General features: G+C 63.0%; 16 protein-coding genes. 5 read left to right on the top strand and 11 right to left on the bottom strand.

Going from position 1 to position 18,855, the window contains the following annotated elements; genetic code table 11:
• Positions 1 to 47: 47 nt before the first annotated feature.
• Genes RIdsm_RS07735 through RIdsm_RS07725 form a run of 3 tightly spaced genes read right to left on the bottom strand, consistent with a single transcriptional unit; the run spans position 48 to position 2,661 of the window.
• A complete protein-coding gene (locus RIdsm_RS07735; RefSeq protein WP_057821616.1) occupies positions 48 to 1,373 on the bottom strand; it encodes a TRAP transporter large permease in 1,326 nt (441 codons plus the stop codon).
• Positions 1,373 to 1,951: a TRAP transporter small permease subunit gene (locus tag RIdsm_RS07730; RefSeq protein WP_057821618.1), complete on the bottom strand. Its 579-nt coding sequence runs from the start codon at positions 1,949 to 1,951 to the stop codon at positions 1,373 to 1,375. The genes RIdsm_RS07735 and RIdsm_RS07730 overlap by 1 nt, the downstream gene beginning before the upstream one ends.
• Positions 1,948 to 2,661: an N-formylglutamate amidohydrolase gene (locus RIdsm_RS07725; protein WP_244955853.1), complete on the bottom strand. Its 714-nt coding sequence runs from the start codon at positions 2,659 to 2,661 to the stop codon at positions 1,948 to 1,950. Before RIdsm_RS07725 ends, RIdsm_RS07730 begins: the two co-directional genes overlap by 4 nt.
• Before the next feature lie 143 nt (positions 2,662 to 2,804).
• Between RIdsm_RS07725 and RIdsm_RS07720 the strand changes: the two genes are divergently transcribed.
• Both RIdsm_RS07720 and RIdsm_RS07715 read left to right on the top strand, forming a co-directional pair.
• Positions 2,805 to 3,689: a MurR/RpiR family transcriptional regulator gene (locus RIdsm_RS07720; protein WP_057821622.1), complete on the top strand. Its 885-nt coding sequence runs from the start codon at positions 2,805 to 2,807 to the stop codon at positions 3,687 to 3,689.
• 351 nt (positions 3,690 to 4,040) lie between these two features.
• Positions 4,041 to 4,748: an IS6 family transposase gene (locus RIdsm_RS07715; RefSeq protein ID WP_151175219.1), complete on the top strand. Its 708-nt coding sequence runs from the start codon at positions 4,041 to 4,043 to the stop codon at positions 4,746 to 4,748.
• Positions 4,749 to 5,077: 329 nt separating this feature from the next.
• Here the strand turns inward: RIdsm_RS07715 and RIdsm_RS07710 are convergent, their stop codons facing one another.
• The 4 genes from RIdsm_RS07710 to RIdsm_RS07695 form a co-directional block, all read right to left on the bottom strand.
• Positions 5,078 to 5,458, bottom strand: a complete 381-nt coding sequence (locus tag RIdsm_RS07710; RefSeq protein WP_236553430.1) for a copper-binding protein — start codon at positions 5,456 to 5,458, stop codon at positions 5,078 to 5,080.
• Between the two features lie 32 nt (positions 5,459 to 5,490).
• Entirely contained in the window at positions 5,491 to 8,670 is a 3,180-nt protein-coding gene (locus tag RIdsm_RS07705) for an efflux RND transporter permease subunit (protein WP_057822012.1), read from the bottom strand.
• Entirely contained in the window at positions 8,667 to 10,859 is a 2,193-nt protein-coding gene (locus RIdsm_RS07700) for an efflux RND transporter periplasmic adaptor subunit (RefSeq protein WP_057822014.1), read from the bottom strand. The genes RIdsm_RS07705 and RIdsm_RS07700 overlap by 4 nt, the downstream gene beginning before the upstream one ends.
• A gap of 93 nt (positions 10,860 to 10,952) precedes the next feature.
• The gene (locus tag RIdsm_RS07695; RefSeq protein ID WP_057822016.1) at positions 10,953 to 11,312 is read right to left on the bottom strand and encodes a hypothetical protein; all 360 of its coding nucleotides are present in this window, start codon (positions 11,310 to 11,312) and stop codon (positions 10,953 to 10,955) included.
• Between the two features lie 133 nt (positions 11,313 to 11,445).
• On the opposite strand from RIdsm_RS07695, the gene RIdsm_RS07690 reads away from it, so the two are divergent.
• Both RIdsm_RS07690 and RIdsm_RS07685 read left to right on the top strand, forming a co-directional pair.
• Positions 11,446 to 12,270: an IS5 family transposase gene (locus RIdsm_RS07690; protein WP_151175218.1), complete on the top strand. Its 825-nt coding sequence runs from the start codon at positions 11,446 to 11,448 to the stop codon at positions 12,268 to 12,270.
• A gap of 159 nt (positions 12,271 to 12,429) precedes the next feature.
• Positions 12,430 to 14,781 (top strand): heavy metal translocating P-type ATPase, encoded by a 2,352-nt coding sequence (locus tag RIdsm_RS07685; protein ID WP_057822037.1) that lies wholly within the window; start codon positions 12,430 to 12,432, stop codon positions 14,779 to 14,781.
• A 67-nt stretch (positions 14,782 to 14,848) separates the two neighbouring features.
• Here RIdsm_RS07685 and RIdsm_RS07680 read toward each other — a convergent pair whose 3' ends face one another.
• The 4 genes from RIdsm_RS07680 to RIdsm_RS07665 are packed head-to-tail and all read right to left on the bottom strand — an operon-like array spanning position 14,849 to position 17,182.
• Positions 14,849 to 15,274 carry a c-type cytochrome gene (locus RIdsm_RS07680; protein ID WP_057822039.1) on the bottom strand — a complete coding sequence of 142 codons (426 nt, stop codon included), beginning with the start codon at positions 15,272 to 15,274 and terminating at the stop codon, positions 14,849 to 14,851.
• Positions 15,275 to 15,309: 35 nt separating this feature from the next.
• Complete coding sequence (locus tag RIdsm_RS07675) at positions 15,310 to 16,215, bottom strand: c-type cytochrome (RefSeq protein WP_057822040.1); 906 nt, start codon at positions 16,213 to 16,215, stop codon at positions 15,310 to 15,312.
• A 2-nt stretch (positions 16,216 to 16,217) separates the two neighbouring features.
• On the bottom strand, positions 16,218 to 16,817 hold the full coding sequence (locus tag RIdsm_RS07670; RefSeq protein WP_057822041.1) for a c-type cytochrome: 600 nt from the start codon (positions 16,815 to 16,817) through the stop codon (positions 16,218 to 16,220).
• 53 nt (positions 16,818 to 16,870) lie between these two features.
• Complete coding sequence (locus tag RIdsm_RS07665) at positions 16,871 to 17,182, bottom strand: hypothetical protein (RefSeq protein ID WP_057822042.1); 312 nt, start codon at positions 17,180 to 17,182, stop codon at positions 16,871 to 16,873.
• Between the two features lie 403 nt (positions 17,183 to 17,585).
• On the opposite strand from RIdsm_RS07665, the gene RIdsm_RS07660 reads away from it, so the two are divergent.
• Positions 17,586 to 18,515 carry an IS110 family RNA-guided transposase gene (locus RIdsm_RS07660; protein ID WP_151175235.1) on the top strand — a complete coding sequence of 310 codons (930 nt, stop codon included), beginning with the start codon at positions 17,586 to 17,588 and terminating at the stop codon, positions 18,513 to 18,515.
• Positions 18,516 to 18,855: the final 340 nt, after the last annotated feature.

The following is an 18,855-nucleotide window of genomic DNA, read 5'->3' as shown; positions in this document are numbered from 1 at the left end:
CTGTTAGGTTAGGTTTCTCATTCGCCTTGTGACCAAGGTCTCTTTGCTTAATTTCCATAGACATATCCCGGCAGCCACAGCGCGATTTCCGGGAATATCATGATCGTCGTCAGCGCCACCACCATAACGAGCACGAAGGGCAGGATCGAAGAGTAGATATCCTTCAGCGTGATCTCTGGCGGTGCCATCGCGCGCATCAAGAACAGGTTATAGCCGAACGGCGGCGTCATGTAGGCGATTTGCGTGGTGATCGTGTATAGCACGCCATACCAGATCAGGTCGAAGCCCAAAGCCCCCACGAGCGGCACATAAAGCGGCGCCACGATGACAAGCATGGCGGTGTCGTCCAGAAACGTACCCATGATGATGAAAGACAGCTGCATCAGGATCAGGATCATCCAGGGGCTGAGGCCCATCTGTTCGGTGAAGAGGCTTTCAATCGCCTTGACCGCGCCCAGCCCGTCGAAGACCGATCCGAAGGCCAGAGCTGCCAGGATGATCCACATGAACATGCAGGAGATGCCAAGTGTCTTTCGTACCGATGTCTCGAACACCTGCCGCGTCATCCGGCCCTTCAGCACGGCCGCAAGCAAGGCGGCAATCGCGCCTATGGCCGAAGATTCCACCAGCGACGTCCAGCCATTCACGAAGGGCACCATCATGGCGAAGAAGATGAAGAGCGGCAAAAACCCGGCCCCCAGCAGCCGGATCTTTTCGCCCATTGGGATATCGCGCTCTTCTTTCGGCAGGATCGGTCCAAGCTGAGGGTTCAGGTGGCAGCGGATCACGATGTAAAGCACGAACATGCCCGCCATCATCAGGCCCGGCAAGACCCCGGCCAGCCAAAGCTGGCCCACCGGCTGCCGCGCGATCATGGCATACAGGACCAGCACGACCGAAGGCGGCACGAGAATGCCAAGCGACGACCCGGCCTGTATCACCCCCGTGACCATCCGCTTGTCATACCCCCGTTTCAGCAGTTCGGGGAGTGCGATGGTTGCACCGATGGCCATACCCGCGACCGATAGCCCGTTCATGGCAGAGATCAGAACCATAAGCCCGATTGTGCCGACGGCCAGGCCGCCAGAGAGGCCCCCCATCCAGACATGGAACATTCGGTATAGGTCATCGGCGATGCGGCTTTCGGACAGAATATAGCCCATGAAAATGAACATCGGCAGCGTCAGAAGCGGATACCAATTCATCAGCTTGACCGCCGCCGAAAAGCCGAGGTCATAGCCTCCCCTGTCGCCCCAGAGGAAAAAAGCGGCGACAACGGCCACGAACCCTATGGCGCCGAACACACGCTGACCGGTCAGCAACATCAGCATCATCGAGGCGAACATCAGCGCGGCGATGGCTTCGTATGACATCAGGCGCTCGTTCCCGAGGCGCCGGGGGCGCTTTGATCCACGTCTTTTGGCCCCATGTCATGCCCCTTGAGCCTGAGAATGTCCTTGAAGAATTCGCTGGTCGCCTGAAGCAGCATCAGGAAAATACCGATCACCATGATCGTCTTGATCGGCCACATATAGGGGCGCCAGGCGCTGGAACTGCGCTCGCCGCCGTACTTGAAGGAATACATCAGGCTGTCCCATCCGCCCCAGAGCAGGAAAACCAAGTAGACGATCAGAAAAAGCACGGTAATGGCATCGACCTGTGCCTTGCGCCGTTCGCTCCACTCGCCATAGAGCAGGTCCATCCGCACGTTCGACCCCATCTGGATCGAGTAGGGGCCGCCGAGGATGAAATAGGCGACCATCGCAAATTGCGCCATCTCCAGCGTCCAGAGCGAGGGGTTGATCTGCACGCCCAGATCGCTGCCGACCTTGGTGAAGGTCGACCACAGCAGGATCGCCATCATTGCGAATATTCCGTACATCACGATGCGCCCGATCCAGCGGTTCATGCGATCGACCCGCTTGACATATGTCAGCATCAAACCGGTCATGCGGATTCAGGCTGCAGGTCAAGAGACGCGGTCAGCATTCCGGCCAGAAGCGATGATATCCGCGCCACATCGTCCTCACGGGTAAGCAGGTCGTTACGCAGTTCGATCATAACGTTTTGCAACCCGCGGGCGATGGCATGGCGTTCCAGCATGTGGGTCACCCCGTCGCGCGCCGAATAGGGCTCGTTCAGCCGGGTCACGAGCGTGTCGTCGGATATTGCCATCATGGCCATCGCAAGGCGGGGATCGGCATCATGCAAAAGGCCAAGCTGCGTTTCTCGGTTCTTGCCGTCCCAGGTTGGGGTGAAGCTGTGGATCGTGACGAAGGCAGGGGGCGTATCGAATCCGTCCAGAACTTCGGAAACCTTTGCATGGAAGGGCTCGTACACCTCAGAGGCCCGTAACGCCCTGTCGTCATCCGACAGGTTCAGGTTTCCCGGCACCTGTATCGCGCCGCTCTTGGAAGGCATGGCTCCTGGCGCCGTTGGGGGGCGGTTCAGGTCGTACACCAGCCGCGAGACCGTTGCGACGACCAGAGGCGCATCGAGCTTTCGCGACAGGTCACGCGCCAATAGCTCGGCCCCTATGTCCCAAACAGCATGAGAAAAGCGATCTTCTTCGGCCAGGCCGAGCGAGCCGAGCCCAGCGGGGATGACAACGCTGGCATGTTCGCAGACAAGGCAAATTGGTCCTTTCCCACGCGCATTCACGACTGCCGCTGGCGATCCGTCTTCAGCCGACAGAATCTGGTATGATTTTGAACCACTCACACCGCCACTTTAGGGTTGGCGACACAAAATCTGTCAAGAAATTTTTGTAGACGGTGCTACGACCCCAAATTATCCTGTAACAAATGCTTCAAAAGGGAGCGCACGTGAGACGTTCCGAAACTTTAAAGGATAGACTCAAGGACAAGGCCAGCCAGCTGACCCCGGCTGAACGATTTCTGTCCGACACTCTTTTGAACGATTACCCCATGTCCGGGCTTCAGTCGATTACCAAGCTCGCAGATGCCGCGGGCGTATCGACCCCGAGCGTGATCCGGCTGGCGCGAAAACTGGGCTTTGACGGGTTCCCCGAAATGCAGGCCGCGCTGCGCGAAGAAGCGTCGGCCCAGATCAGGAAGCCTATCCTGAAGCGAGAAGGCTGGCCGGAGGGGCGAAAGGACTCTCCTGCTTTCCGCAATTTCGCCGAGACGGTGTTCGAAAATCTCGATCAGACGATCAAGCGCCTCGATCCCGCGACCTTCGACGCCTTGGCCAAGGCACTGGCAGATACGCAGCGCAACGTGTTTCTTCTGGGCGGCCGGATCACGCGCTCGAACGCGGACTATTTCTTCAACCATCTACAGATCATACGCCCCGGCGTTACGTTGCTGTCTCAATCTCCGAACGTTTGGCCGCAGTATCTTATCGACATGGGCCCAAGCTCGGTTCTGGTGATCTTCGACATTCGCCGCTATGAGGCGGATCTCGCGCGGCTTGCGGATCTGGCCAAACAGCGTGGCGTCGTCATCGTCCTATTCACTGACCAGTGGGGGTCGCCTATCTCGAAATCGGCAGACCACGTGATCAATGCGCTTGTCGAGGTACCCTCAAGCTGGGACTCGACACTGGGCATTAATCTGATCGTCGAGGCGTTGATTGCCGCCATTCAGACGCAACGCCTGGAAAAGGCGCGCGATCGGATCGAAGCGCTGGAAGACATGTTCCGTTCGACCCGTATATTCCGCAAGTGAACGTTCCTTGAGACGCGTCGGCGTTCCGATTCGCCGGCTGGTCACGGGATTTTCAGACGAGTTCAACGTCGTCTGCGAACACCTCGCCGCGGCTAGGCGGTGTCAGAGGGATGAGCTTGCGACCGACTTTGCCGCCGCCTGCCCTGCCTCAATGAGCAAGCCGATGGTGTCATTTGTGGACGTATATGGACCCCGCCTTATTGCAACGGTCTGGTTTGGTGTGGTGCGGCGATCACGATTGCTGACGGCACTGTCACGTTAACCCGGTGGTGATGTAGCAGGCACGAAAATATGGGTCATGTCAGAGGAACTTGGCTTGAGACGGGCTGAGCCCCCGCCTACCCTGCCCGCATGGCTAAACGCGACCCTTTCAAGTATTTCAAATCCAGCCCCGAGATCATCGGCCTGGCGGTGATGCTCTACGTCGGGTTCCCGCTCTCGCTGCGAAATGTCGAATACCTTCTCCACGAGCGCCGCATCGACGTTAGCTACGAGACGGTACGGTTCTGGTGGAACAGGTTCGGCCCAATGTTTGCCTCAGAGATCAGAAGAAAAAGGGTTCAAAAGCTGCGTGCCTTCTCGAAATGGCAGTGGCACGTGGACGAAGTTTTCGTGAAGATAAAAGACGAGCGCCACTATCTCTGGCGAGCGGTAGATCACGAGGGTGAGGTGTTGGAGAGCGTTGTCACGAAGCGCAGAAACAAGCGCACCGCATTGAAAATTCTGAGAAAATTGATGCGCCGCTACGGTCAACCAGAAGTTCTAGTAACCAATCGCTTCCCTTCCTACAGGGCCGCGCTGCGTGACCTCGGATGTGATGATCTGCAGGCATGTGGGCGCTGGCTCAATAACCGTATTGAGAATTCACACCTGCCATTCCGACGAAGGGAGCGAGCCATGCAGCGCTTCCGCCGAATGCGAAGTCTTCAGAAATTCGTTGCCGTCCATTCTTCCGTTTTCAACCACTTCAATCAGGGCCGAGCCCTCTCCCGGCGCGATATCTTCAAGCTGAACAGAACCGCCGCTCTGGTCGAGTGGCGCAGTCTCGGCGCGGCATAAAGGACAGCCTCACTGTCTAAGTAGAGACGAGTTCGAATTCGTCTGACAGCACCCCCTGAAGCCTTTTCGGATGAAGGTTTTTCAACTTTGTTTTCCCAGTCCATGGGCCCAATCATTGCCAGCCACTGTACTAGGGAAAGCCCGAAAGATGTTTCGGGGACACCGAAGTAACGCTCGAAACTGCATTAAAGTCCGGTGAGTTTGGGCGGGTTCCTGACCTTCGCTGCGATCTGTTCCAATGGCGGCTTCTCAGCGTTAACAAGATCTTGGATTATCAAGCGCGCCCATACTCGACGGGGCAAGGGCGCGCTCTTCACTCTTGGTCCGTCTTATTCTTTCGGCATGAGCGCACGGATGGCGTACATGCCGTCCTCGCCCTTTTCGAGCATCATCATCACCTCGTCGCCATCTTCCACGCCGCCGACTTCAGCGCCGTCAAGCACGGGCAAGTCCATTGTCATGGCGGGCCAGCCGATCTCGGCGATCGGTCCGTGGGTGATGTTCGCGGTGCCGTCACCGATGCTGTTGACCGTCGCCTCGGCATGGACGCCCGCCATGCCTTCGTGGGACTCGTCATGCATGTTTTCGTGCGACTCGGTGCCCATGCCCTCGTGCGAGGACATGCCGTGGCCGGACTCCGAGTCGTCGCTGGCCAAGGCAAACGCCGGGGCGGCCGCGGCGAAGGCGAGGGAAAGCAGGAAATGACGCATATTGGTTCTCCTTTTGCGCATGTGGTGCCCGGTCATTCACCGGGCTGGGGGGAGTGGAAGGGACGGACGGGCTGCAGCATCTGCCGGTTGACCCGTCCCAGGGTGAAACGTTTCCAGATGACGAAGATCGATGGGATCACGAAGAGCGTCAGGATCGTCGCGGTTGCCATTCCTCCGATCATCGGCGCGGCGATGCGCTGCATCACCTCGGACCCGGTGCCATCGCCATACATGATCGGGATGAGGCCTGCGAAGATCGTCGCCACGGTCATTAGCTTGGGCCGCAGGCGCAGGAGCGCGCCTTCGAACACCGCCGTCTCGATGTCGTCGCGGTTGACCTCGCGGCCCCGTTCCTTGGCCGCCAGAACGCGCCGGTCCCAGGCCAGGTTGAGGTAGAGCAGCATGACGATCGCGGTCTCCACCGCCACGCCAGCGAGGGCAATGAATCCCACGAGCACGGCAACCGACACAGCGTAACCAAGTGTGAAGATCAGCCACACGCCCCCGGCCAGCGCCACGGGCAGCGCCAGCAGGATGATCGCAACTTCCGTCACCCGGTTGAACGCCAGGAACAGCATCAGCGTGATGATCATCAGGGTCGCCGGGGCCACCAGGCCCAGCCGCTCCTGCACGCGCTCGATATACTCGTACTGGCCCGACCAGGCGATGGAATAGCCCGGCGGCAGCTCGATAGTGTTCGCCACCACCTGCTGTGCCTCGGCCACGTAGCTGCCAAGGTCACGCCCGGCGATGTCGATGAAGACAAAGCCGGTGCGCCGAGCATTTTCGGACCGGATCATGCCGGGGCCGTCGACCAGCTTGACCTCGGCCACGGCCCCCAGCGGGATATGCGCGCCCGAAGGCGTGACGATAGGCAGATCGTCCAGCCCGTCGGGGCTGTCTCGCCAGTCGCGCGGATAGCGCAGGTTGATCGGGAAGCGTTCCAGCCCCTCGACGGATTCCGCGATGGTCTGCCCGCCGATGGCCGTCTGCACCACCTCCTGCACATCCTGGATCGACAGGGCGTAGCGCGCGGCCGCCGCGCGGTCGATGTCGATCTCGATGAACCGGCCGCCCACGGGGCGTTCGGCATAGGCCGAAGCGGTGCCGGGGATGTCGGCCACGGCCTGTTCGACCGCCACGGCGATCTCTTCGATCACGTTAAGGTCGGCGCCCGAGACCTTGACCCCCACCGGCGTCTTCACCCCAGTGGCCAGCATGTCGATCCGGTTCTTGATCGGCTGAATCCAGACATTGGTGACGCCGGGCACCTGAACGCGGGCGTCGAGTTCGTTACGGATGTCGTCCATGCCGACACCCGGTCGCCACTCTTCCCGCGGTTTCAGCTGGATCGTCGTCTCTATCATGGTCAGCGGCGCGGGGTCGGTCGCCGTGTCGGCCCGGCCCAGCTTGCCATGCACGGTTTCCACCTCGGGCACCTGCGCGATCATCCGGTTGGTCTGTTGCAGCACCTCGCGCGCCTTGCCGATAGAGACACCGGGGTAGAGCGACGGCATGTAAAGGAAATCGCCCTCGTTCAGCTCCGGCATGAACTCGGTGCCCAGCCGTTGCAGCGGGTGCGCCATCGAGATCACCAATGCGGCGGCCAGCACGACCGTCGCCCACGGCCAGGCAACGGCGGCATCGAGGAACGGTCGATAGATCCACTGGCAGGCCACGTTCAGCGGGTTGCGCCGCTCAGCCACGATCTTACCCCTTATGAAGTAGCCCATCAGCACCGGAACCAGCGTGATCGACAGGATCGCGGCACCGGCCATCGCGTAGGTCTTGGTGAAGGCCAGGGGCTTGAAGAGCCGCCCCTCCTGCGATTCCAGCACGAAGACGGGCAGGAAGCTGATCGTGATGATCGCCAGCGAGTAGAACAGCGCCGGTCCAACCTCGGCGGCCGCCTCGCGCGCGGCCTGCCATCGTTCCTCGGAGGACAGGCGTTTGCCTTCCATCTTGCGGTGCATGGCCTCGATCATCACCACGGCGGCATCCACCATGGCGCCGATAGCGATGGCGATTCCGCCCAGTGACATGATGTTGGCGTTGACCCCTTGCAGGCGCATCACGGCAAAGGCCGCCAGCACCCCCAGCGGCAGGAAGAGCACGATCACCAGCGACGAGCGCAGGTGCAAGAGGAACGCGCCACAAACCAGGATGACAACGATGAATTCCTCGGTCAGTTTCTTTTGCAGGTTGTCGATGGCCCGTTCAATCACGCCGGATCGGTCGTAGGTGGTGAGGATCTCCACCCCTTCGGGCAGCGAGCCACGCAGCTCATCGAGCTTTTCCTCGACCGCCTTGATCGTGGCCAGCGCGTTCTCGCCCCACCGCATGACGATCACCGCACCCACCGCGTCGCCCTCGCCGTTGAACTCGCCCACGCCGCGCCGCATCTGCGGCCCCAGCCGGATCTCGGCCACGTCCCCAAGGGTGACCGCCGCGCCCCGGTCATTGACCATCAGGGGGATCTCGGACAGGTCCTCGATGCTGTCGACATAGCCGGTGGCGCGAACCATGTACTCGGCCTCGGCCATTTCGATCACGCTGCCGCCGCTTTCACGGTTGGCCTCGCCGATGGCGGCGCGCAGGGTTGCGAGCGGGATGTTGAAGGCCCGCAGCTTGTCGGGGTCGACGACCACCTGGTACTGCTTAACCATGCCGCCGATTGTGGCCACCTCGGACACGCCCTCGATTGTCTGCAATTCGAATTTCAGGAACCAGTCCTGCAGCGTGCGCAGCTGCGACAGGTCATGCCCGCCGGTGCGGTCGATCAGCACGTATTGATAGATCCAGCCGACGCCGGTGGCGTCCGGGCCAAGCTCCGGGTTCACGCCGGCAGGCAGGCGCGACTGCACCTGCGCGAGGTATTCCAGTACCCGCGACCGCGCCCAGTAAAGGTCGGTGCCATCCTCGAAGACGACATAGACGTAGCTGTCGCCGAAAAAGGAAAACCCGCGCACGTCCACCGCCCCCGGCACCGACAGCATGGCGGTGGTGATCGGATAGGTGACCTGATCCTCGACCACCTGCGGCGCCTGCCCGGCATAGGGTGTCTTGATGATGACCTGCACGTCCGACAGATCGGGGATCGCATCGACCGGCGTGCTTCGCAGCGCCCAGACCCCGGCGGCCCCGAGAAAAAGCGCCAGCACGATCACGATGAAGCGGTTGGCGACGGACCAGCGGATGACGGCGGGAATCATTGGCCCAGCTCCACGGTTCCGGCGAGCGACAGGGTCATGTCAGGCCCCTGCATCAGCAACAGCCTGGTTTCCTGCCCGACACGCAAGCCTGCCGGATCGACACCCCCGGCGAGGGCGAAATCCATGGTCATCCCGGGCATACCGATCTCGGCAATCGGGCCGTGGGTGATATTGGCCATGCCCGTTTCGGCATCGACGCTATTGATCGTGCCGGTGACGGTCATCGGTTCGGGTTTGGCCTCCACCGCGTCCAGAACCATCGTCAGGCCATCGGGCCGCACGAAGGTCAGCGTCACATCCTGCTCCAAGGGCAGATCCGCCGGGTCGAGCCCGTCGGTCAGAGCAAAGTCCATCGTCATCCCCGGCATCCCGATCTCGGCAATCGGGCCGTGGGCGATAGTTGCCATGCTGGTTTCGGCATTGACCGCCGCGATACGACCCTCGACGGTAATCGGCGGCGCGGCGTCCTCTTGCGGTCCGGCCTCCGCCATCTCGGGCGCTGTCTCGGCCTCCGCGCCCCCGGCCCGGACGGCCACGATGACGGCCATGCCGTCCTCTCCTGCGGACAGGTCGAAAGACACCGGCTCGCCCAGCGGGATCGCGGCGGTGTCGACGCCCTGCACGTCGAGGTCCATCTTCATCGCGGGCCAGCCAAGCGCCGGGATCGGATCGTGGCTGACGGTCAGCTTGCCCTCGGGCGTGATGGCATGAACCACTCCTTCGCCGGTGGCATCGACCCCGTCGTCCCGCCCCAGGCGCGTGAGCGCGATCAGCCCGTCTGCGCCGCGCACCGCTTCGAATTCCACGTCCTGCCCCTCGGTCAGGTCCTCAAGGTAGACATCCGAGCGCAGGGCGAACTCGGTCTCCATCGCGGGCCAGCCCAATGCCTCGATCGCTGCGTGCGCGATCCGGGCGCGGCGCGTGTCAGTGTCCAGCGACAGCAGGACGCCCTTGCCGATGGCCGGTTCCGCATCGGTTGGCGCAAAGCGCATCATCCCGGCATTCAGGGCACTTTCGCTGTCGATCAGGAACTGTGCCGAGGCCACGACCTCGTCGCCCGGGGCCAACCCCTGCACGATCTCGGTGCGCCGTCCCTCGGCAAATCCGCCGCGCAGGCCGGTGGTGATCAGCCTGGGGCGGAAACTGCCGTCGGCCAGCCGCAGGATCACACGCTCGGCGCGGCCGGTGCGGATCACCGCCTCGGACGGCACGGTCAGCGCCTGTCGCGCCTCGTTCGGCACAAGGGCCACCTTGGCAAACATGTTGGGCCGCAACAGCCCGTCTTCATTGTCGAACCGCAACCGCACCCGCAGCGTGCGCGTCTTGGCGTCGAGTTCGGGGAAGATGTAGTCGATCTCGCCGGAAAAGACCTGCCCCGGCAGGTGATCGAACCGGGCCTCGGCGCGCATGTCGTCCGACAGCAGCGTCATATCTCGTTCGAACACGTCCACCAGCAGCCAGACGGACGAGGTATCGGCCAGCGACATCGCCCGCGTGTCGGGCCGCAGGTACATGCCGTCGGCGGCCTCGAGCGCGAAGACCACGCCGTCCTGGGGCGCATAGAACCGCACACGCTGCGCCGGGCGTTCCGCCAGCGCCATCTCGTCGATCTGGCGGGCGCTGACACCGAAATTCATCAGCTTGGTCCGGGCGATAGCGATCTCGTCGGCATCGCCCGACCGCGTGGCGCGCAGAAGCTCGGAACTGGCGATGGTGATCTCGGGAGCGTAGAGCTCGAACAGCAGATCGCCCTCGGAGACCTCGTCACCCACGGCGCGCAACTCCAGCTGCTCGATCCATCCTTCTACGCGGGTATGGATATGGCTGGTCGCGTGCTCATCGTAATCGACAAAGCCCACCGTATCGATCCGGTGCGCGATGTCCTCGACCCGTGCCACGGCGGTGCGCACACCGATGGTGTTCACCTCGGCCGCCGACAGCGTCACCTCCTCGGAGTCGCCCGACGGCTCCTGCCCTTCGTAGACCGGCACGAGATCCATACCCATCGGAGACTTGCCCGGGCCGTCCTTGCGGAAATTCGGGTCCATCGGCGCGACCCAATAGAGGATCTTGTCGCCGTCATCGCCCGCATCCATCGTCTGGGCCATCCGCTCACGCTCATACAGCACACCACCGGCGCCTCCAGCGGCCAGCGCCATGACCGCCAGCGCGAAATATCGTCCACGCATATCATATACCTGTCTCTTGGCGTCCCGCGGGCGCGCCGCGGCAACAAGGGTGCCCGGACGCAGCAAGGCGCCCGGACCATTCCGGTCAAGGGATCAGGCGTGTTTCGGGGGTTTCTTGGCGCGCTCGGGTTCCGCCTGGGTCAGGCGGGCCTCGACGGACAGCAGGTAGCTGGCGGGCAGGATCTGCGCCTCCGGCCGGATCGCGCGGAAATCGGGACCTTCGGAGAAACAGCAGACCGTCATCGTGCAGGCGGCATGGCCCTTCTGCATCGGCGCATCCGTCTCGTCCATCGTCGGACAATCGCTGACGGACGGGTCTGCGTGGCCCATCATGTGCGCGGACTCGTCCATCGTCTCAGCACCGGCGGCGCCCATGCCAAACGAGCCCATGACGAACATCGCCACCAGCACGACCATCAGACTTTTGGCAAGAACGGCCTGCAACTGTTTCATAGGTCGCGAAAATACCGGGCTTTCCGCGACTGTCCAGTCAAACCGGCAATCCCTTAGAGCCTGATCGGAAATGAGTTGGGTGAATTCAGCAGGTTATGATTCTGTTCGGTTGCACAACTGAACGGAGCTCGAAATGGCCTGGACTGAACTCACCCGCAACCGATATGAACGCACCGCACCACGATATGCAAGTGATGTAACAGATGAGGAATGGGAGATTGTTGCACCACTCCTGCCCGGCGCTAACCCGCTTGGCAGGCCACGGGAGGTCGAACTTCGCCTTGTCTGGGACGCAATCCAATATGTTGCTGCATCGGGGTGCGCATGGTCGCTTTTACCGAAGGATTTTCCGCCTGTTTCGACCGTGCGTTATTATTTCTACGGTTGGCGTAACAACGGTCTGCTTGCTGAAATCAACCGTACGCTGGTTGCGACAGCGCGGCGGGCAGAAGGCCGGACCAGCGCGCCTACAGCCGGTGTGATCGACAGCCAGAGCGTGAAAACCACTGAAAACGGCGGGGTTAGCGGCTATGATGCCGGTAAGCGGATCAAGGGCCGCAAGCGCCACATCATGACCGACACCTGTGGCCACCTGATCGCGCTGCGCGTTCATGCCGCCAGCATTCAGGATCGTGACGGTGCGCCTGAAGTGTTCCGTCAACTGGCCCGGGAGGCTCCGAAACTGCGTCATGTGTTTGCGGACGGTGGATATGCCGGTCCAAAGCTGCGCGACGCTCTGACCGGCATCGGCCGCTGGGTCATTCAGATCGTGAAACGCTCGGACACGACCGTTGGGTTCGAGGTCTTGCCCCGAAGATGGGTGGTCGAGCGCACCTTCGCTTGGCTCGGCAAATGCCGCCGCCTGGCAAAGGATTGGGAGAAAACCATCGAGAGTGCCGAAGCCTGGATTATCATCGCGCATATCAGGCGCATGACAAGGCTACTCGCAAGGGCTTGAAAAGCCTCACTCCATTTTGAATCGGACTCTTAAAAGCGACCGCCCCAATTTTTCGTGATCCGAAGATCTTTGACCGATCTTTTGCGATTTTTTCCGTCCGGCCTTGACCCTCCAGTGACTGGAACCCTTACATAAGCTGCCACGGACAAGGAGACAGCCATGACCGGGCACGCAAACCACGATCACCCCCATCATAATCACGGCAAAGATAGTCCCGCCGGGGCCGATACCGCAACAGACCCGGTCTGCGGAATGACCGTCCAGGTCACCGAAAAGACCCGCACCGACACCTATGATGGGCAAAGCTTCCACTTCTGCTCCGACGGCTGCCAGGAGAAGTTTCGCAACGATCCCTATTTCTATGCGTCCGGCAACGCCGAAAAGGCCAAGGGCAACGTGGCGCAAGGCACGCAATGGACCTGCCCGATGCATCCCGAGATCATCCGCGACGAGCCCGGGGCTTGCCCGATCTGCGGCATGGCGCTCGAGCCGATGGTGCCCAGCGACGAGCCCAGCGAGGAACTGACCGACTTTACCCGCCGCCTCTGGGTCAGTGCGGCGGCTGCGGTGCCCCTCATGGTGCTGACAATGGGTGAAATGGTCGGCCTCAACCTGCGCGACTGGCTGGGCCATCAGCTTTCGGTCTATATCGAGTTTGCACTGGCCACGCCGATTGTTTTCTGGGCCGCTCAGCCTTTCTTCAAGCGCGGGATCGACTCGATCCGCAACGTCTCGCCGAACATGTGGACGCTGATTTCGCTGGGCGTGGGCGCGGCCTATCTCTATTCGCTCTTCGCCACCTTCGCGCCGGGGATCTTTCCACAGGAATACCGCATGGGCGACGGGGTCGGTACGTACTACGAAGCGGCGGTGGTCATCGTCACGCTGATCTTCGTGGGGCAGGTTCTGGAACTGCGCGCCCGTGAGCGAACAGGCGACGCGATCCGTGCCTTGATGGATCTTGCACCCAAGACGGCGCGGCGCATCCTGCCAGACGGCTCGGAATACGACGCGCCATTGGAAAACGTGGTCGAAGGCGACATGCTCCGCGTGCGTCCCGGCGACAGCGTGCCGGTCGATGCCGAGGTGATCGAGGGCCACTCCTCGGTCGATGAAAGCATGATCACGGGCGAGCCGGTGCCGGTGGAAAAGACCGAGGGCGACCACGTCACCGGTGGCACGATCAACAAGAACGGAACCCTCGCGATCCGGGCCACGCAGGTAGGCGCCGATACCGTGCTGGCGCAGATCGTCGACATGGTCGCGGGCGCTCGCCGCTCCAAGGCGCCGATCCAGGGCCTTGCCGACAAGGTGTCGGAAATCTTCGTGCCGACGGTCGTGGCCGTCGCCGTGATCGCCTTCGGCACCTGGCTGGCGGTCGGGCCCGACCCGGCGCTGGCCTTCGCCATCGTCTCGGCGGTTTCGGTGCTGATCATCGCCTGCCCCTGTGCGCTGGGTCTCGCCACCCCGATCTCGATCACCACGGCCGCCGGGCGCGGGGCACAGGCCGGCGTTCTGATCAAGGACGCCCAGGCGCTCGAACGCATGTCCAAGGTCGACACGCTGATCGTCGACAAGACCGGCACCCTGACCGAGGGGCGACCGCGCCTGACGGATGTCGTCACCCTGTCGGATCGCAACGAGGAGGATGTGCTGGCCGTCGCCGCCGCGCTGGAGATGGGCTCCGAGCATCCCCTGGCCGAGGCCATCGTGGCCGGCGCGCGAGACCGTGGGCTGAAACCCGCGCGTGCCAGAGATTTCGAGGCCATCACCGGCAAGGGCGTCAGGGGTCGGGTCGATGAGAGCGACGTGGCGCTTGGCAATCCGGCGATGATGGACAGCCTGAGCATCGACACCGGCAAAGCCGAAGAAACGGCCGACACGCTCCGCGCCGAGGGCAAGACGGCGATGTTCATCGCCATCGGCGGCACCCTGGCAGGGATCGTCGCCGTGGCAGACCCGATAAAGGATACCACCGAAGCCGCGATCCGCAATCTGCACGCACAAGGCCTGCGGGTGATCATGGCGACAGGCGACAACCAGCGCACCGCCGAGGCGGTGGCCGCCAAGCTGGGTATCGACGAGGTACGCGCCGGCGTCCTGCCGGAGGACAAGAAAGCGCTGGTGGATGAGCTTCACGCCGCGGGTGCACTCGTGGCAATGGCCGGTGACGGCGTGAACGACGCGCCCGCGCTGGCGGCGGCGGATGTGGGCATCGCGATGGGCACAGGCGCAGATGTGGCGGTGGAAAGCGCCGGCATCACGCTGTTGTCGGGGGATCTGACGGGGATCGTCCGGGCGCGCAAGCTGGCCCGCGCCACCCTGCGCAACATCAAGCAGAACCTGTTCTTCGCCTTCGTCTACAACGCGGCCGGCGTGCCGGTCGCGGCGGGTATCCTCTACCCGGTCTTCGGCCTCCTGCTCTCGCCGATGATCGCGGCGGCGGCGATGTCCCTGTCGTCGGTCTCGGTGATCGGCAATGCGCTTCGGCTGCGGGGCGTAAAGCTCTGAGACGGTCCAGGCAACAGGCCTGCCGCGGGCGCCCGCGGCAGGCCCTCGTTTTTCCAATGCCACCCGGTCAGTTGATACCGTTGACCTTCTGCACTGCGCGCACATAGGCGATGATGGCCTCCACGTCGGCACGCGTGAGCCCCTCCTGAGCCGGCATGTTCCCAAAGCGCCAGTGGTGCGCGCGCACCCCGTTCTGCACGGCCATGTGAAACGCCATATCGCCGTGATGCGAAGGCTCGTAGATCTTGTGGATGAGAGGTGGGCCATTGCCCATCTTTCCGGCTGCGTTCTGCCCATGGCAGGCGGCACAGACGGCGTCAAAGGCCTTCTCGCCCATCTGTGCCCTTTGCGACAGTTCCTCGGGCAGCGAGACCGCCACCATTGCGTCCCCTTGCGCGGGCGCGCCCGGGTCGCTCTGGCCGGTCTGCGTGACGTAATAGGCAACGCCGGCAAACGCGGCGGCCAGAGCGCCGATCATCAGCGTCTTGTTCATCGGATTCTCCAGATATTTTGCGCCGAAACGGGGGATCAGCCTCCGTCGCCGGCCTCGTCTTCGTCGAGCAGGTACGCGGCCATCGCCCGGCGATCCTCCTCGCTGAGCCATGCCGTGCCGTCGCGCACCACCTCGCCCATGCCGCTGCCGAACGTGTCGCCATCCGGCATCACGCCGGATTTCAGCCCGAAGGCCAGCGAGGACACGGTCCAGCCCGCCTCGCGCAGGTCACCGGGTCTGATCGGCGGGGCCTTGCCTCCGTCCGGCAGGTCGTCGCTCCCGGACAGATATTCGCCCGGTCGTCGCCCGCCCAGAAGGTTGCGATCGGTATGGCACGCGCCGCAATGAGCCAGCCCGTTGACCAGCCACCGTCCCCGGTTCCAGGCGTCGGACCTGTCGGGATCCGCCGCCGTCGCCGGGCCCTCGGCATAGACCGCCCGCCAAAGCTTCAGCCCGAAGCGCAGGTTGAACGGGAAAGCGATCTCGTTCTCGCCCGACGTCACCTCCTGAGGTCCCACCCCCTGGAACGCCGCCCAGAGATCGGCGATGTCCTGGTCGCTCAGGTGGCTATAGAACGCATAGGGAAAGGCCGGGTAGTAGGGATTCCCGTCCGGGGCCACGCCCTGCCGAACGGCGCGGGCGAAATCGTCGATCGTCCACGCGCCGATACCCGCGGTGTCATGCGGGGTGATGTTGGGCGGCACGAACCGGCCAAAACCGGTTTCGATGGGCGCCCCGCCGGTCAGGGCGGGACGGCCGGAACCGGGGTCCGAATGGCAGGCAATGCAGCCCCCGGCCCGGGCGAGGTAGGCGCCCCTTTGGGCGTCACCTTTGCGCTCGGTCAGGTCGGGCGCTTCGCCGATGGGCCAGACAGCCAGAGACGCACCGCCCAGCCCCGCCAGCGCGGCGAGGCCGATCAGAACACGAAAAATGCGGTACATGGTCAGTCGTCGTCCTGCCGATAGCGATCATGGCAGGCCGAACAGGTTTGAGTGACCATCATGAAGGCCCCGTCGGCGGGCATCTGGCCGATCTGCTCGGCGGTCATACCTTGGGGCATGGCGCCGTCGCTCATCATCATGCCGTTACCCATCATGCCGGAGCTATCCCCCATCATGTTGCCGCCCATCATCCCGGACTGGCCGCTCATCATGTGGCCGGCGCCATGCAGGACGTTGCCCGAAGCAAGGGCGAGCCCTTGCGCCGCCGTTTCCAGCTGGGTTGCGAGGGCGGTGAAGCGATCCCATTCCTCCCAGGTGCGCGGCAGGGTTTCGGACGGGTGCTCATTCGAGCCCTCCGGGAACTTGCCGGTCATTGCCTTGCCCGCCTCGGCGGCGATGGCCTGCGCGGCCTCTCGCACAGCCGCTTCATCATAGCCGGTCTCGCCGGACATCATCGGCTGTATGCGCTTGATCGCGTCCCCCATGGATTTCATCGCGTCCATCCGCTCCTTGACCACACCAGTGGCGCCCGAATGCGCGAATGCTGCGGCGGAAAGGCTCGCGATGGCGGCCCCGCCCAGTACCAATTGTCTAAATGTCATTCCTGATTTCCTTGATCCGATAGAGTTTACCCCGAGGGGTCGATTTCCATCGGTCAGGCGCGCGGTGGGGGTGGGTCAGTCTCCGACGAGATCGATGCATATCGCACTGTCGCGATCCCGCGCCCGATCGTGGTCAACTGGACCTCGAGCGGGGCCGTATCCGGACTGACTTGCAGGAATTGCACGACGCAGGTTCCGACCTTGTGACAACAGGTATCATCGGCCAGAGCCTCACCAGTCGGCGCCTGCTCCTGTGCAACCATTGCGGACAGATGACTCTCATTACCATGCGCAGCCGCGGGCATGGCCATTGCTGCGTAGAACAGAACAAAGGCAATCATCACGTAAGCGGTGGTAAAGGCCATGCGGTATGCGGAAACTGTCATCTTGGGAATGATGTCTGTTGATCGCACGGCATGTCAACATAGTGAGAGCAAAACAACGGCGTACTTGTGCTCATTGCCTGCAGCTTCGTGGACACTGGCGTGGAGATGTCAGCATACTTGAGTGAATAAAAATGCCGGCTAACGGCAGGAGAACGGCCATTCGGCGAAACGTTAACAAAAGGTTGCTATGGGCCGACACTACCCTTGTCTCTTTGATCTGTGCGATATTGTGTATCGGCAGGCGAGACCCCGTCCCACCCTTGGTCCTTGAGACCGTCGCGTAGCCCGGGGCTCGTCTGCCGACCGTTGTCAAACCTGAACAGTTGCCAGGGAGGGCTGTGCAACCAGCCGATCCCGCAGATCAAGGACAGGCCCCATGACTTTGCCACAAGATGTCATCGGCGTCGATATCGCCAAGGACTGGATCGACGTCTTCTTTCTGTCCGCCCGCCGGGCGGAGCGGGTGCCGATGGCGACCGCCGAGCTTCGGGCTTTCGCCGCCCGGGCCCGGGGGGCGCTGGTGGTGTTCGAGGCCTCGGGCGGGTACGAGCACCCGCTGGCCGAGGCGCTCGGCGCGGCGGATGTCACCTACGCCCGGGTCAACCCGCGGCAGGCGCGGGAGTTCGCCCGCGCCACGGGCCGGCTGGCCAAGACCGACCGGGTCGATGCCCGGGTGCTGGCGGAGATGGGTCGGGCGCTGGCTTTGCGCCCGACGCCGCCGGCCGATCCCGGGCGGGCGCGGCTGGCCGGCCTGATGGGCCGCCGGGACGATCTCGGCGCGATGCTGCGGGCCGAGATGGCGCGCCTGCGTCAGGCCCGCGATGCCTCTGTCCGCCGCGATATCGGCAGCATGATCGCGCTGCTGCGCCGCCGGATCGGCAAGCTCGAGGCCGAGATCGCCGCGGTGATCGGGGCGGATGAGGCGCTGTCGGACCGGTCGCGCCTCTTGCGGACGATGCCGGGGGTGGGGCCGCTGCTGGCGGCAAGCCTGCTGGCCCGGCTGCCCGAGCTGGGCCGTCTCGACCGCCGGGCGATCGCCAGCCTCGCCGGTCTGGCGCCGCATGCCTGCGACAGCGGCCGGTTCCGGGGGAAGCGGCGGATCTGGGGCGGCCGCGCGGAGGTGCGGCGCACGCTCTACCTCGCGGGGTTCATCGCCAGCCGGTATGACCCGGCGCTGCGTGCCTTCCGGCGCAAGCTGCAGGAAGTCGGCAAGCCCGTGAAACTCGCCATCGTCGCCTGCGCCCGCAAGCTGATCACCGTCCTCAACGCAATGCTGCGGGATCAAAGGGAGCACCGGCCAGCGGCAGGATAAGAAAGACAGTTGCTACGCGCTCATTCTCAACGCACTGTAGCCGGGTACCCATTGCGAGACGGTGCAGTACGCCCCTTCATCCGAGCAGCTGAACCTTTTTCCCGTTTCTCGTGCTGTCAGCAAGAGATCCATAACCTCTACGCTGCCGAGTTCGTGCCGAGGTGCTAGCAGCATGGCCATCTCGCCTGAGTCCAAAATCACCTTGGACACGGCTGTCGCCTCAAGCTCAAGCTTGCCCTGTATTACGGGTGTCATTCCGGGATTGAAGCGGACGACCGTCAGTGTAGTTCCGGCCGTGTGGTCACAGGTATTCATCTGTAACGCCACTCACGGTCAAACG

The sequence above is a fragment of the Roseovarius indicus genome (assembly GCF_008728195.1).
Classification (GTDB): domain Bacteria; phylum Pseudomonadota; class Alphaproteobacteria; order Rhodobacterales; family Rhodobacteraceae; genus Roseovarius; species Roseovarius indicus.
Note: the sequence above shows the minus strand (reverse complement) of the source record. Positions and strands in the feature narration are given on the sequence as shown.